The organism is Terriglobales bacterium, assembly GCA_035457425.1.
Classification (GTDB): domain Bacteria; phylum Acidobacteriota; class Terriglobia; order Terriglobales; family Acidobacteriaceae; genus JACPNR01.
The window spans coordinates 1-15,513 of record DATIBR010000156.1; the positions used below are offsets into that span (position 1 = coordinate 1).

Below are 15,513 nucleotides of genomic sequence, written 5' to 3' on the forward strand. Positions count from 1 at the left end.
CTTCGCGCTCACCCGTTTGAGTACCGAGTTGCGAGTAACGAGTAGCCGAACGATGCCCGACACTCACTTCTTCGCAGCCTCAGCCAAGGACTTCTTACTGAAGTACCAATCTTTCACGTCGAGGCCGCCGGCGGCGGCGGCGCGTTCGGCGGCGGCCTGCTGCGTGACGGGGGCGGGCACGATGACGGGCTCGCCCGGCTTCCAGTTGGCGGGCGTGGCGCAGGCGTTGGCGTCGGCGGTCTGGAGCGCGTCGACGATGCGCACGATCTCGTCGACGTTGCGGCCGAGCGAGAGCGGGTAATAGATGAGCGCGCGCACGGTCTGCTTAGGGTCGATGACGAAGACAGCGCGGACCGCGGCGGTATCAGAGACGGCCTCATGCACCATGCCGAAGGCGCGGGCCACTTTCTGGTCGAGGTCGGCGACGACCGGGAAGGTGACCTTGACGGCGAACTTCTGCTCGATGTCGCGCACCCAGGCGATGTGCGAGTAGACGCTGTCGATGGAGTTGCCGATGAGCTGCACGTTGCGGCGCTCGAAGTCGGCGGAGCGGCGGGCGAACTCGACGAACTCGGTGGTGCAGACGGGGGTGAAGTCCGCGGGGTGCGAGAACAGGACGACCCACTTCCCCTTGCCGGTGAAATCGCTGAGGCGCAGCACGCCGTGCGTGGTCTTGGCCTCGAAGTCGGGGGCGGGCTCGTTGATGCGGGGCATGCGAAGAGGTTCCATGGCAAATGTCCTTTCGCCCATTGGATACGGCGGGCTGGCGGGCGATGCAGGAAGAGGATTTAGAATACGCGGCAGCTTTCCACGCGGTCAATCGGCTCCCAGGAGGCACACCCGTGTCGTACGAGCGCCGTTTTCCCTTCCGCCAGCTCGACGTGTTCACCGCCCAACCATTGCAGGGGAACCAGCTCGCGGTCATCACGGACGCGCGCGGGCTCTCGGACGCCGACATGCAGTTGCTGGCGCGGGAGATGAACCTGTCGGAGACGACGTTCGTGTTCCCGCGGGACTTCGCGACCGAGCGGCAGCACGGGATCAAGACGCGCATCTTCACGGTGGCGGAGGAGCTGCCGTTCGCGGGACATCCGACGCTGGGGACGGCGTTCGCGCTGCACGGGCCGGACCGGCGCGCGGGAGAAGCGAGCGGCAAGTTCCGCGTGTACGGTCACGAGAACAGGATCGAGCTCGACCTGAAGGTCGGCAAGGTGCCGGTGGAGTTCAGCTTCCAGGAAGGGATGCTGTTCGGGGAGATGACGCAACCGGAGCCGGAGTTCGGCAACGTGCTGAAACCAGAGGACGTAGCGCCGGTGGCGGGGCTGGAGGTGGCGGACCTGGAGCGCGGGCTGCCGATCCAGACGGTGTCGACCGGGCTGCCGTTCGCGATCGTGCCGGTGAAGTCGGTGGAGGCGCTGGGAAAGGTCTCGCTGGATTGGAAGAAGGCGGACGGGTACTTGGGGCGGACGGACGCGAAGTTCCTGTACTTCGTGACGCCGGGCGGCGTGGACGGGGCGCGGCCGAAGATGCGGGCGCGGATGATCTTCTACAACGGCGAGGACCCGGCGACGGGGTCGGCGGCGGGCTGCTGCGCGGCGTGGATGGTGCGGCACGGCGTGGCGAAGCCGGATGAGCAGGTGCTGATCGAGCAGGGCGTGGAGATGAAGCGGACGTCGCACATGTACGTGCGCGCGGGAAAATCCACAGAAGGTGACCGCGTCGTCAACGTGCGCGTGGGCGGCACTGTCGTAGAAGTGATGCAAGGTGAGGTTTTCCTCTGAGACGCACAGCGGATGAGGCGCGAAATCCGCGAACGCACACGCAGGGTGCCAAGAAAATAAATCGTCCGCATAGGACAATCACCTATTAGCTTTTCCGTCACTTTACAGCTACTGTTGCCGACAGTAGGATGCGCGAACGTTTTTCGCTCTGACGAATCAAACAATCACACGATAAGCAGGTTCAGCGTCCTTCCACGGCGCGGCCTTCCTTCGAGCATAAGGGGACAGAACCACATGAAGCCGAAGAGGACGATCCTCTGCGTCGATGACAACGAACAATCCCTCTCCATCCGAAAAGTGATGCTGGAAACGCGGGGATACCGGGTGGTGACGTGCGCGAACGGGCGGGAGGCGCTGGCGGTGTTCGAGCGCGGCGGCATCGACCTGGTGCTGAGCGACCTGGTGATGCCCGACCTGGACGGCACCGAGCTGATCGAGCGGGTGAAGACGCTCTCGCCGGAGACGCCGGCGATCCTGTTCTCGGGGAAGATCAAGGTGTACGAGCGCGACACGCGCGCCGACATCTTCCTGCCAAAGGGGATGTACGCGCCGGCGGAGCTGCTGGAGCGCATCCGGCTGCTGCTGGTGCGGAAGCGCGGGCCGAAGAAGGGCGTGGCCCGGGTGCAGGCGGCGGTGCAGCCGCGGAGGATCGCGAGCGCGTAGAGGAGTCTGGGGCTGGGGTCAAGGATGGCCGTCCGAGAGGGCGGCCTTTGTTGTGCGCGCTCGGGGCGAGGGCGCCACAACTCCGTTGGGTTTGGTCGTGTAAACTCTGTAGTTTCCGATGCCTGCCATCATCCAGACCGAGAACGTGACGAAGGTGTACCGCGTGGGCAAGGTGGAGGTGCCGGCGCTGCGCGGGGTGACGTTCGCGGTGGAGCGCGGGGAGTTCGTCTCGATCGTGGGGCCGTCGGGGTCGGGCAAGTCCACGCTGTTCTACCTGCTGGGCGGGCTGACGCGGGCGACCACGGGGAAGGTCATCATCGACGGCGAGGATTTCGCGCAGCTCTCCGACGCGGAGCGGACGCGGCTGCGGAAGCGGCGCATCGGGTTCGTCTTCCAGAAGTTCAACCTGCTGCCGACGCTGGACGCGCGCGCGAACATCCAGATCGCGCACGACATCGCGGGCGGCAACGGCGAACTGGACCAGAAGTATCTCGATAAGATCCTGGAGATGCTGGGGCTGACGGGGCGGCTGGACCACCGGCCGAGCGAACTGAGCGGGGGCGAGCAGCAGCGGGTGGCGCTGGCGCGCGCGCTCATCAACCGGCCGGCGATCATCCTGGCAGACGAGCCGACCGGGAACCTGGACTCGAAGAACTCCGACGTGGTGCTGAAGATGTTGCGGCAGTCGAACCAGGAGCTGGGGCAGACGGTGCTGATGATCACGCACAACCCGGAGGCCGCGACCGTGGGCGACCGGATCATCCACATGCGCGACGGTTCGATCGTGAAGCCGGAAGAGGACCCGCAGTGGGTCCACCACTAGGCAAGATCCGCACCCGCTGGCCCTCCAGGAACATCGAACTCCGATGAGCAGCTCCGCCATCCCGCAGCCTGCCAAGCCCAAGAAACCCAAAGTGAGCTGGCGCGCCGCCCTGCCCGAGATCTGGGCGCTGATGGCGCCGCGCAAAGGGCTGCTCGCGATGGGCTTCGTGCTGATGGTGATCAACCGCGTGGCGGGGCTGGTGCTGCCGTACTCGATGCGCTACGTGGTGGACAACGTGGTGATCCACCGGCAGCAGCAGCTGCTGGGGCCGATCGTGGGCGTGGTGCTGCTGGCGACGGTGATCCAGGGCATCACGTCGTACACGCTGACGCAGACGCTGTCGAAGGCGGCGCAGCGACTGATCGCGGAGCTGCGGCTGAAGGTGCAGCACCACGTGGGGCGGCTGCCGGTGGCCTACTACGACTCGAACAAGAGCGGCGTGCTGGTGTCGCGCATCATGACGGACGTGGAGGGCGTGCGGAACCTGATCGGCACGGGGCTGGTGGATTTCATCGGGGGGCTGGTCACCGCGGCCATCGCGCTGGTCATGCTGATGCAACTGAGCGCGCGGATGACGTCGTTCGCGCTGGTCTTCATGGCGATCTTCGCGCTCGCGCTGGCAAAGGCGTTCGGGACGATGCGGCCGATCTTCCGCGAGCGGGGCAAGATCAACGCCGAGGTGACGGGGCGGCTGACCGAGTCGCTGGGCGGCGTGCGCGTGGTGAAGGGGTATCACGCGGAGGAGCGGGAGCACGGCGTGTTCGGCGCGGGCGTGCAGCGGCTGCTCGACAACGTGCTGAAGACGCTGACCGCGGTCTCGATCATGACGCTCTCCTCGAGCGTGCTGATCGGGGTGATCGGGGCGGCGGTGATGTACTTCGGCGCGCGCCAGGGGCTGGCGGGCACGATGACGCCGGGCCAGCTGCTGACCTACATCATGCTGCTCGGGTTCATGGCGGTGCCGCTGTTCGGCGTGGTCAACGTGGGCACGCAGATCACCGAGGCGGTCGCCGGGCTGGAGCGGACGCGCGAGCTGCTCAACGAGAAGCCAGAAGACACGGACCCGCGGCGCGTGGTCTCGCTGCCGGGGATCGAAGGGCGCATCGAGTTCCGCGAGGTGGTGTTCGAATACGACCAGGGCAAGCCGGTGCTGCAGGAGGTCTCGTTCGTCTCGAACCCGGGGACGGTGACGGCGCTGGTAGGGTCGTCGGGCTCGGGGAAATCGACCATCATCGGGCTGGTGGCGGCGTTCCACGTGCCGCTGGCGGGGCAGGTGCTGGTGGACGGCACCGACCTGGCGACGGTGCGGCTGGAGTCCTATCGCACGCACCTCGGCGTGGTGCTGCAGGACTCGTTCCTGTTCGATGGGACGATCCGGGAGAACATTCGTTTCTCGAAGCCGGAGGCGACGGAGGAAGACGTGCTGCGCGCGTGCCGCATCGCGCGCGTCGACGAGTTCGCGGAGCGCTTCCCCAACGGCTACGACACCATCATCGGGGAGCGCGGCGTGAAGTTGTCGGGCGGGCAGCGGCAGCGCGTCTCGATCGCACGCGCGGTGCTGGCCGACCCGCGCATCCTGATCCTGGATGAAGCGACGTCGAGCCTGGACTCGGAGTCGGAGCAGCTCATCCAGGAAGGCCTGGCGTACCTGATGAAGGGGCGGACGACGTTCGTGATCGCGCACCGGCTCTCGACCATCCGTCGGGCGGACCAGATCCTGGTGGTGGAGTCAGGCAGGATCGTGGAACGCGGCAGGCACGAGCAACTGTATGCCGCCGGCGGCCGCTATCGCGAACTCTACGACAAGCAGCACGGGCTGGAGGCGAACCTGTTTCTGGCGCCGGGCGAGGGTGACACGGTGGAGGAGGAGGCGGCGGCGGGCGGAGCGCGCGAGACGGCGATCGATCCGCTGCGCATCATCCGGGGAAGTTAGGCCCCGGGAGTGCCGCAAAGCAGGCAAAACCGCGGGTTTGCCGGAGCGCGGCGCGCTTCGTTATAATCACAAGGTTCCCAAAAGAGCGGGAGTAACTCAGTGGTAGAGTGCGACCTTGCCAAGGTCGAAGTCGCGGGTTCAAATCCCGTCTCCCGCTCCATCTTTCTTTAGGGTCGCCGCAACGCTACTCGCCGAGTCCGCCATGGCGGACTTGGCTCGGCTGCGTCGCCCCTCGCGTTTGCTTCGCGCGATGCCAGGCGCGCGCAAACGCTTCACCCGATGTACTGGCTCTGCCCTCGCGCAAGCGAGGGTTTCGTTCCTTCATAAAGGGCGCGGTAGCCAAGTGGTAAGGCCGAGGTCTGCAAAACCTCTATTCGGCGGTTCGATTCCGCCCCGCGCCTCCAACCTTCGTCCAACGTGTCTTCGCAGGCACGCATGACAGCACCCGCCCTGCCAACGACTTCGCTGTTCACAGAACCGACGCTCGTCCCGATCCCCGCGGGGTGGTTCACGATGGGGCACGCGAAGGGACTGGACTGCGAGCGGCCGCCGCATCGGGTGTGGGTGGACGCGTTCCTGCTGGCGAGCTGCCAAGTGACGAACGCGGAGTACGCTCGGTTTCTCGGAAGCACGGGGGCGGCGGCGCCTCCATTCATGGACAAGCCGGAGTTCAGCGGGCCGCGTCAGCCCGTGGTGGGAGTGTCATGGTTTGAGGCCGTGGCGTACTGCGAATGGCTGGCGGCGAAGAGCGGCCGGGGCGTCATTCGACAATATCGCCTGCCGACAGAGGCCGAATGGGAGCGTGCGGCGCGGGGCGGGCGCGAGGGCGAGCTGTTTCCCTGGGGCGATGAGCCGCCGCAGTCGTTGCCCGGCTACAGCGCGCGCTGGCGCAGCGGGCCGGAGCCGGTGGGCGATTCCCCAAAGAACGGCTTCGGGCTGCATGAGATGTGCGAGAACGTGCACGAGTGGTGCGCGGACTGGTACGGCGCGGAGTACTACGCGCATTCGCCGGAGCGGAATCCGAAGGGGCCGGAAAGCGGGACGCGTCGGGCCTCACGCGGCGGCTCGTGGCGGCATCACGTGAAGACGTCGCACTGCCACACGCGGTCGAGCATCCCGCCGGGGATGCAGTACGCGGACTACGGGTTTCGCGTGGCGTGCGACAGCGGCGTCGCCGGCTGAAGCCGGCGAGTCGCGCGGCGCACCTAGCCGGCGTTGTGATACTTCTCACTGCACTGCGCGCTGTTGTGACGAATATCACAACGAATCGTTGCACGATATCACTATGTCAATCAGTAGATGAGCGCTGCGAATCTCCGCTTCGTGGGAGAGTTGCGCCCAGGCAGCGACGCAAGCGACTGAAAAGGCAGCGATGGGTTGTGGCCCGCTGCTTGCGGTATCGAATTGCCCCGCAGGAGTCCTCTCCCCCGGAGCACGGGCCCAAAATGAAACTCAACCATTGAATACTGGAGTGACGATGGACCGAAATCATTTACGTCCTCTTCTGTTAATGACCTTCTTGCTGGTGGTCAGCGGCCTGGCGTTTGGCCAAGCCGAGACCGGGCAAGTGGCCGGCACGGTGACCGACCCGCAAGGCGCGGTCGTCACCAACGCGACCGTGACGGTGAAGAACCTGAACACCGCGGCGGTGCGCAGTGCGACGACCAACGAGAATGGCCTGTACACCTTCACCATGCTTCCACCGGCGCCGTATGAAGTGACGGTGGAAGCGCAGGGCTTCCAAGCGCTGAAGAAGCAAGTGGCGGTCACGGTCGGGTCACGGAACACGCTCGACCTGACGCTGCGCGTGGCGGGCGGCGAGGCAATCGTCGAGGTGGTGAGCGCGACCGGCGGCACGCAGGTGGAAGTCACGACGCAGGAGCTGTCACAGGTGATCGGGCGGCAGCAGATCGCGGAGTTACCGACGTTCAACCGCAATCCGTACACGTTGATCGGGACGGCCGGCAACGTCACGTCGGATGCGCAAGGGTCGACCATCCGGGGCGCGGGCTACTCGATCAACGGGCAGCGCGCGGCCTCGACCGACATCCTGCTGGATGGCGGGGAGAACGTGGACCTGTTCACCGCGAGCATCGGGCAATTGGTGCCGCTGGATGCGGTGAGCGAGTTCCGCGTGATCACGAGCAACTTCTCGGCGGAGTACGGACGTGCCTCGGGCGGAGTGGTGAACGTGGCGACGCGGCAGGGCACGAACAACTTCCACGGCGGCGTTTTCTGGACGTATCGCGGAGCCGGGCTGACCTCGAACACGTACGACAACAACGCCATCATGTCAGTGGACCACCAGGGGTTCGTGGCGGACCCGATCGGACATCCGACGTGCGCGAACTTTGGCGACGCGGACTGCGCCGGTTACAAGCCGAACTACGTGCGCAACCAGTTCGGCTACAGCGTGGGCGGGCCGATCTGGAAGGACAAGCTGTTCTTCTTCAACTCGACGGAATGGATCCGGGTGCGGAGCTCGGCGGTGCAGCAAGTCGTGGTGCCGGACCCGACGTTCATCACCTCGGGGGCGGTCGCGCCCGAGACAGCGGCGTTCTTCACGGCGTACGGCGCGCTGCGGCCGGGGCTGAAGGTGGTGCACAACGACGTGCAGGTGTGCGGCACGTCGTATGACCCGGTGACGGACACCTGCGCGCTGGGAAACTCGGTCCCGTTCGACACGGTGGCGTTCACGGTGCCGTCCAACGCGGGCGGTGGCGATCCGCAGAACCAGTACCAGACGGTGGCGCGGGTCGACTTCAACATCACGGACAAGACGACGATGTACGGCCGTTACGCGCTGCAGAGCCTGAGCCTGTTCCCGGGCAGCGTGTCGAACAGCCCGTACGGCGGGTTCGACACGGGCGAGAGCATCTTCAACAACAACGTGCTGGTGAACCTGACGCACATCTGGAACCCCGACCTGGTCAGCCAGTCGAAGTTCATCTTCAACCGGCTGAACGACGTGCAGCCGATCAACGCGGCGCCGACCCCGACGTTGTTCATGCGGGACCGGACGACGCGCATCGGCGGCAACCGCGTGGCACTCCCCGGCTACCTGCCGTTCTCGCCGGGCAGCGGCATCCCGTTCGGCGGCCCGCAGAACCTGTACCAGTTCTACCAGGACGTGAGCTGGAACAAGGGCACGCACCAGTTCCGGTTCGGCGGGCAGTACATCCACACGCGTGACAACCGGATGTTCGGCGCGTACGAAGAGTCGTCGCAGTACTTGTCGCTGACGGGCGAGCCGTCGGGCATGTACATCGACCGGCTGATCGCGGGCGAACTGGTGCGGTTCGAAGGCGCCGTGGATCCGCAGGGCCACTATCCCTGCCCGACGGACCCGTTCGGAGCAGTGATCTCGTCGCCGGCGTGCCAAGTCGTATTGCCGGTGTCGTCGCCACGCTTCGACCGCGCGAATCGCTACCACGATTTCGCGGCGTACGCGCAGGACACGTGGAAGATCCACCCGCGCCTGTCGCTGAACCTGGGCATGCGGTGGGAGTACTACGGTGTGCAACACAGCAACGACCCGAGCCTGGACTCGAACTTCTACCTCGGCGCCGGCAGCACGTATCCGGCGATGGTGCGGAACGGACAGGTATTCCCGATCACCGATCCGGGCAACCCGGTCGGCGAGCTGTGGGAACCCGACTGGAACAACTTCGCTCCGCGCTTCGGCTTTGCCTGGGACATCTTCGGAGACGGCAGGACCTCGCTCCGGGGCGGTTACGGCATGGCGTACGAGCGGAACTTCGGGAACGTGACGTTCAACGTGATCCAGAACCCGCCGAACTATGCGGTGATGTCGCTGACCAGCGGAGTGGATGCGGTGTGCATCCCGACCTGCATGATCAGCGTGAACAACTTCGGCCCGCTGGGCGCGCCGCTGGGCGTGGCCGACCTGCCGAAGACCAGCCTGCGGGCACCGAAGCAGGACCTGAACACGGCGTACTCGCACTTCTGGAGTCTCGCCATCGAGCGGGAACTGGCGAAGAACACGGTGCTGGCAGTGGAATACACCGGCTCGAAGGGCGTGCACCTGTACTCGATCGAGAACCCGAACAAGATCGGCGCGGGCGTCATCTACCTGGGTGACAACCCGGCCGACCAGTTCATCCCGTCGGCGAGCTGCTACGGGGTGGGCAACTGCCCGACGCGCCGGTTGAACGACCAGTACAGCGGGTTCAATCGCCGTGGCGACGCGGGCTTCTCGCAGTACCACGGGCTCAACGTGCGGCTGCAGACGACGAACCTGTTCAACTCGGGGTGGACGTTCACTTCGAACTACACGTGGTCGCATGCCATCGACAACCTGAGCTCGACGTTCAGCGAGTCGGCCAACAACTTCAACCTGGGGTTCGTGGACGTATTCAACCCGGCGCTGGACAAAGGGCATGCCGATTTCGACATCCGGCATCGCTGGGTGTTCAGCGGCGTGTGGGACGTGCCGTGGTTCAAGAACAGCGACACGTGGTGGGGCAAGTACGTGCTGAGCGGCTGGACGGTCTCGCCCGTGATCTCGGTACAGACGGGCACGCCGTTCACGCTGTGGGACTGCACGTGGGGCTTCCAGCTGTGTCCGCGGTACATGCCGCTGTCGGCGGTCGACGCCGCGGCGCATGACACGAACACGCTGACGGACGCGACCGCGGACCAGAACTCCTTCAGCTACATCACCATCGATCCGGCGAACACGCTCAACTACTTCAACCCCGTGATGGGGACGGCGGACTTCGGTGACTGCGGTGTAGGCGAAGGCGCGGTGCGCACCTGCCTGTATCCCGGGCAGATGACGCAGCGCAACGCATTCCGCGGCCCTGGACTGTGGAACACCGACCTCGCGATCGCGAAGAACTTCAAGATCGGCGAGCGGTTCAACCTGCAGTTCCGCGCTGACGCGTTCAACCTGTTCAACCACTCCAACCTGTACGTCATCGGGTCGACCGCCGACGTGTGCAACCAGCTGTGCTTCGGCGATCCCGCTTCGGTCACCGCGAAACGCGGGGGCTTCGGCGACGAGTTCGATGAGCGCAGGTACCTCAGCCTCGGGCTGAAGCTGACCTTCTAGCTTCGGAACGAAGACGCTTCGGGGGAGCCGCGAGGCTCCCCCGAACTTTTTGCTACTGCTTCCCTTTTGGCTTCGTGTTCGGCTTGGGCGTCGCGGGCGGCTTGGTGGTGCCGGGCGGGACGCTGACGTCCTGGCCGGTGACGTCGCGGAACTGCGCGACGTCCTTCCCCAGGATGTACTTGTCCATCCAGCCGACGATGGCTTGCAGGCGCTCGACGCGGTGCCAGGGCTGTCCGGAGCGCGAGAGCTCGTGCGACTCGTTGGGGAAGCGGACCATCGCGGTGGGGCGCTTGAGGTACTTGAGCGCGCGGAACAGGACCTCGCCGCCGGCGGTGGGCGGCGTGCGCCAGTCCACTTCGCCGAGGATGAAGGCGATGGGGGTGTGGATGTTGGTGACGTGGGTGATGGCGGAGCGGTTGGCGTAGTCCTGCGGATCGAGGAAGGGCGGCTGGCGGAACCACGCGGGCTGGAAGAGAGTGAAGTCGGCGGTGTACCACCAGTTGGACCAGTCGGCGATGTCGCGCTGCGAGACCGCGGCCTTGAAGCGGTTGGTGTGGGTGACGGTCCAGTTGGTGAGCACGCCGCCGCCGGAGCCACCGGTCACGCCGAGTTTCTCGGGGTCGGCCCAGCCGCGCTTGATGACTTCGTCGACGCCGGCCATCAGGTCCTTGTAGTCGTCGCCGGGATACTTGTACTGGATGATGTTGCCGAAATCCTGCCCGTAGGAGGTGGAGCCGCGCGGGTTGGGATAGAGGACGAGGTAGCCCTTGGCGGCCATCCACTGGAATTCGTGGTCGAAGACCCAGCCGTAGGCGGCGTGCGGCCCGCCGTGGATGTTGAGGATGAGGGGATACTTCTTGCCGGGGTCGAAGTCGGGCGGGCGCTGCACCCAGGCCTGGATCTTCTTGCCGTCGAAGCTGGTGTACCAGATCTCGACCGGCTCAGTGAGATTCAACTGCGAGAAGAGCGGCTGGTTGAAATGGGTGAGCTGGCGGGTCTGGGCGCCGTCGAGCATCCAGATGTCGCCGATGGCGGTGGGTGAGGACAGGATGAAGATGAGCCTGCCGTCGGGGTTGCCGCGATAGGTCATGACCGCCGGGTCGCCCTTGGTGACGGGTGTGGGATCGCCGCCATCCAGCGGGAAGCGCATGAGGTTGGCGCGGCCCTTGTCGGCAACGCGCTCGATGATGGCCTTGCCGTCGGCGGTCCAGATGGGGCGCGAGCCGGAGTTACCGCGCGGCGCGCCGTTGTCGCCGAAGACGCCGCCACCGACGTCCCAATCGAGCTTGTCGGTGAGATTGGTGAGCTTGCCGGTGGCGAGGTCGAGCGTCCAGAGATCGGGCTGCGTGTAGGACTGGACAGGTTTGGTGATCGATGCGTTGAAGGCGAGCAGGCGGCCATCGGGCGAGAGCGAGTAGTTGTTCACGTCCATGTCGATGGCGGCGACCTTCTTCATCTCGCCGCCGGCGGCGGGGATGGAGTAGAGGTCGGTCTGGCCGGTCTCGTAGTAGGGCTCGTCGATGCGCGTGGTGGAGAAGTAGAGGGTGGAGCCGTCGCGCGACCACAGCGGCTCGGCTTCGTCGTACTTGCCGGTGGTGAGCTGCTTCGCGTCGACGGGCTTGTCGGAGAACTCGGGGACGTCGACGACCCAGAGATGGTCGACGTGCTTGGGATCGAGGTAGCCGGGGCCGTTGAAGCGATAGATGGCGCGGGTGATGGTGCGCACGTCGCTCTCGCGGTCCGATTCGTCGGGCGGCTTGGGCGTGGCGCCTTCCTGCGGCTTGGCGGAGCCTTCGCCGGTCGCGGTCTCGGAGCCGGGCTTCTTCTCGCCGGGCTCCTCCTTCTTCTCGTCCTGGACGGTCTTGCGGGCGGCGCGCTCCTTCTTTTGCTTGGCGAGATCTTTCTCGTTGGTGTCGGAAGTGAAAGCGATGCGCTTGCCGTCGGGCGACCAGACGGCCGCGGAGGCGCCGTTGGGAACGTCGGTGAGCTGCCAGGCCTCGCCGCCGGAGAGCGGCATGACGAAGAGCTGCGCGGGGGCGGGCTTGCCGTCTTTCAGGGGCGCGCGCAGGAAGGCGAGGCGCTTGCCGTCGGGGGACCAGCGCGGCTGCGCGTCGCGCGTGCCGGAGGTGAGGCGCGTGGGCTCGGACTGGCCGTCGGCCGCGACCGACCAGAGCGAGGTCTCATAGCCGTCGCCCTTGTCGTTGACGACGACGCGGGTGAAGGCGACCCGGTCGCCGGCGGGCGACAGCTGCGGGTCGGCGACCCAGATGAAGCGGAAGATGTCCTTTTCGGTGATGAGGCGCCTGGCGGGCTGCTGCGTGAGCGCGAGCGTGGCGAGCAGGAAGACGAGCGAGACGGCGGCAAAACGGCGGAAGCGCATGGCGGCTCCTTGGGAAACGGACAGTTATACGTCAGGGGGATTGCCGATTGCCAATCGCCGATTGGCGATTAGAGCGTGATGGTGGCGGCGAGCAGGGTGCCGTCGTCGGCGGTGTGGACGTCGAAGCCGAGGCGCTTGAGGACGGTCTGCATCTCGGTGTTCTCGGGCAGGACGTTGGCGGTGATGCGGGCGAGTTTCTCGTCGCGGCCGACCTGGATGAGGCGGCGGAGCAGCTCGGTGCCGAGCCCCTGGCGCTGGAACTGGTCGGAAACGAGCACGGAGAACTCGGCGTCGTTGGTGGCGTGCTGGCGGCTGAGGCGGCCGATGGCGAGCAGGCGGCGCGCGCCCGAGATGGGGTCGCGCTGCTCGACGACCAGGGCCATCTCGCGGTCGTAGTCGATGAAGCAGATGCGCTGCAGGCGCTCGTGCGCGGTGCGCCAGGTGAGGTTGGCCATGTGGAAGTAGCGCAGGTAGATGCTGCGTTCGGAGAGCGTCTTGTGGAACTCGACCATGAGCGGCTCGTCCTCGGGCCGGATGGGGCGGATGGTCACGGTCTCGCCGTCCTTCATCTTCCAGGTGGAGACGTACTGGGCCGGGTAGGAGCGGACGGCGGGCCTGGGCAGCTCTTCTTCTTTCGTTTGCGGCGGGTGGAGGACGACGCGAGCGTCGAGCGCGATGAGGCGCTCGGCGGAGGCGAGCAGCGGGTTGATGTCCACCTCTTTGATCCACGGCTGCTCGACGACGAGGTAGCTGAAGAGGACGAGCAGGCGCTCGAGCTCGGCAATGTTCACCGGCTTGCGTCCGCGAACGCCGCCGAGCGCCTTGAAGATGCGGGTCTGGTCCATGAGGCGGCGGGCGAGCGTGGTGTTGAGCGGCGGCAAGGCGAGGGCGCGGTCCTGAAAGACCTCGACGAGCTGGCCGCCGGCGCCGAAGAGGATGACGGGGCCGAACTGCGGGTCGGGCGAGCTGCCGACGATGAGCTCGTAGCCTTCGAACTTCATCATCTTCTGCACCGCGACGCCGTGGAAGGCGTCACGGCCGGCCTTGGCGGTGACCGAGTCCTCGATCTTCCTGAACGCCGCTCGCACCGCCTTCTCGTCGGCGAGGTTGAGCTGCACGCCGCCGACGTCGGTCTTGTGCGTGACGGTGAGCGAGTGCAGCTTGAGGACGACCGGATAGCCGAGCCTGGCGGCGAGCTTCGCGGCTTCGTCGGCGGACTGCGCGACGAAGGTCTCGACGGTCGGGATGCCGTAGAGCGCGAGGATCTGCTTGGACTCGAACTCGGTGAGGATGGTGCGGCCGGCGTGGCGCGCTTCGCCGAGCAACTTCCCTACCGCGGCGACGCGGTCGGCGGCGGCGCCGGATTCTTCGGCGAGCACGGGCGTCTCGTAGAGCCCGCGGAGGTTGTAGGTGTAGCGCCACATGTAGTCGAAGGCGCGCGCGGCGGTGTCGGGAAAGGCGAAGGTCGGGATGCCTTTCTGGTTGAGCATCTCCTCGCTCTTGGCGGTGGCGGCGCCGCCCATGAGCGAGGCGAGCATGGGCTTGCCGAACATATGCGCGTACTTCGCGACGTGCTCGGCGGTGAGCGAGAGGTCGTTCATGCCTTGCGGGATGAGGACAGCGAGCAGGCCGTCGGAGTTGGGATCGTGGGCGGCGATCTCGAGCGTCCTGGCGTAGCGTTCGGGGCCGGCGTCGCCGAGGATGTCGATGGGATTGCCGTGCGACCAATGCGGCGGCAGGAACTCGTTGAGCTTGGCGAGGGTCTCGGGGGCGAGCTGCGTGAGCTCGCCTCCGCCGGAGATGAGGGCGTCGGTGGCGAGCACGCCGGGTCCGCCGGCGTTGGTGACGATGGTGAGTCGCGGGCCCTGCGGGCGCGGCTGCCGGCCGAGGACTTCCGCCATGTAGAAGAGGTCGGCGATGGAGTTGACGCGCAGGACGCCGCAGCGGCGGAAGGCGGCTTCGAGCACGTCGTCGGAGCCGGTGAGCGAGCCGGTGTGGGAGGCGGCGGCCTTGGAGGCGGCCTCGGTGCGGCCCGCCTTGATGACGATGATGGGCTTGGCGAGCGCGACCTCGCGCGCGGCCGAGAGGAAGCTGCGCGCGTCGCCGATGGATTCCATGTAGATGAGGATGGACTGGGTGTGCGGGTCGTCGCCGAGGTAGTAGATAAGGTCGCCCCAGCCGACATCGAGCATGGAACCGGTGGAGACGAAGGAGCTGAAGCCGACGAGTTCGCGCAGGCTCCAGTCGAGGATGGCGACCAGCAGCGCGCCGCTCTGGCTGAGGAAGGCAACGTTGCCGGGGCGCGCGATGTCGTGCGCGAAGGTGGCGTTCAGGCCGAGGAGCGGGTTCATCACGCCGACGCAGTTCGGCCCGATGACGCGCAGCCCGGTGCCGCGGATGATGTGCTTGATCTCGCGCTCGAGCGCGGCGCCGGCTTCGCCGTGCTCCTTGAAGCCGGCGGTGATGATGACGGCGGAGCGCACGCCGGCGGCGACGCACTCGCGCATCACGCCCGGCACGGTCGGCGCGGGGGTGATGACAACGACCTGGTCGAGCGGCCCAGGGACGGACCTCACATCCGGGAAGCAGGGGACGCCGAGGACTTCCTTGCGGCTGGGGTTCACGCCGTAGACGCGTCCCTTGAACGACTTCTTGAGGTTGGTGAGGACGGCGCGGCCGACCGAGCCTTCGCGATCGGTGGCGCCGATGACGGCGACGCTCTCGGGCTTGAAGATGGCGTCGAGCGGCGAGGCGCTCTCGGAGCGCAGGAAATTGTGGGAAGGGTCGCTGGAGGGGCGCGGCTTCTGCGAGGGGAAACTCACAGGTCCACTATCTACGAGGTAGCAACGAGGTTCAAGG

At 66.4% G+C, this 15,513-nt stretch carries 9 protein-coding genes and 2 tRNA genes; 8 read left to right on the forward strand and 3 right to left on the reverse strand.

Annotated features, from left to right (window positions below; genetic code table 11):
* Positions 1-63: 63 nt before the first annotated feature.
* Complete coding sequence (locus VLA96_11840) at positions 64-729, reverse strand: peroxiredoxin (GenBank protein HSE49892.1); 666 nt, start codon at positions 727-729, stop codon at positions 64-66.
* 113 nt (positions 730-842) lie between these two features.
* Here VLA96_11840 and VLA96_11845 point away from each other — a divergent pair, with 113 nt between their 5' ends.
* The 8 genes from VLA96_11845 (at position 843) to VLA96_11880 (ending at position 10,274) form a co-directional block, all read left to right on the forward strand.
* Positions 843-1,781, forward strand: coding sequence for a PhzF family phenazine biosynthesis protein (locus VLA96_11845; protein HSE49893.1), 939 nt, complete (start codon positions 843-845; stop codon positions 1,779-1,781).
* A 234-nt stretch (positions 1,782-2,015) separates the two neighbouring features.
* On the forward strand, positions 2,016-2,444 hold the full coding sequence (locus VLA96_11850) for a response regulator (GenBank protein HSE49894.1): 429 nt from the start codon (positions 2,016-2,018) through the stop codon (positions 2,442-2,444).
* 118 nt (positions 2,445-2,562) lie between these two features.
* The gene (locus VLA96_11855; GenBank protein ID HSE49895.1) at positions 2,563-3,267 is read left to right on the forward strand and encodes an ABC transporter ATP-binding protein; all 705 of its coding nucleotides are present in this window, start codon (positions 2,563-2,565) and stop codon (positions 3,265-3,267) included.
* A 43-nt stretch (positions 3,268-3,310) separates the two neighbouring features.
* On the forward strand, positions 3,311-5,200 hold the full coding sequence (locus VLA96_11860; protein HSE49896.1) for an ABC transporter ATP-binding protein: 1,890 nt from the start codon (positions 3,311-3,313) through the stop codon (positions 5,198-5,200).
* A gap of 85 nt (positions 5,201-5,285) precedes the next feature.
* Positions 5,286-5,360, forward strand: a tRNA-Gly gene (locus VLA96_11865).
* 169 nt (positions 5,361-5,529) lie between these two features.
* Positions 5,530-5,604, forward strand: a tRNA-Cys gene (locus VLA96_11870).
* Positions 5,605-5,635: 31 nt separating this feature from the next.
* Positions 5,636-6,382 (forward strand): SUMF1/EgtB/PvdO family nonheme iron enzyme, encoded by a 747-nt coding sequence (locus VLA96_11875; GenBank protein ID HSE49897.1) that lies wholly within the window; start codon positions 5,636-5,638, stop codon positions 6,380-6,382.
* Positions 6,383-6,710: 328 nt separating this feature from the next.
* Positions 6,711-10,274: a TonB-dependent receptor gene (locus tag VLA96_11880; protein ID HSE49898.1), complete on the forward strand. Its 3,564-nt coding sequence runs from the start codon at positions 6,711-6,713 to the stop codon at positions 10,272-10,274.
* A 52-nt stretch (positions 10,275-10,326) separates the two neighbouring features.
* Here the strand turns inward: VLA96_11880 and VLA96_11885 are convergent, their stop codons facing one another.
* Together VLA96_11885 and VLA96_11890 are read right to left on the reverse strand one after the other, a co-directional pair.
* On the reverse strand, positions 10,327-12,654 hold the full coding sequence (locus tag VLA96_11885; GenBank protein ID HSE49899.1) for a S9 family peptidase: 2,328 nt from the start codon (positions 12,652-12,654) through the stop codon (positions 10,327-10,329).
* A gap of 68 nt (positions 12,655-12,722) precedes the next feature.
* Positions 12,723-15,476: a bifunctional acetate--CoA ligase family protein/GNAT family N-acetyltransferase gene (locus tag VLA96_11890; GenBank protein HSE49900.1), complete on the reverse strand. Its 2,754-nt coding sequence runs from the start codon at positions 15,474-15,476 to the stop codon at positions 12,723-12,725.
* Between the last annotated feature and the right edge of the window lie 37 nt (positions 15,477-15,513).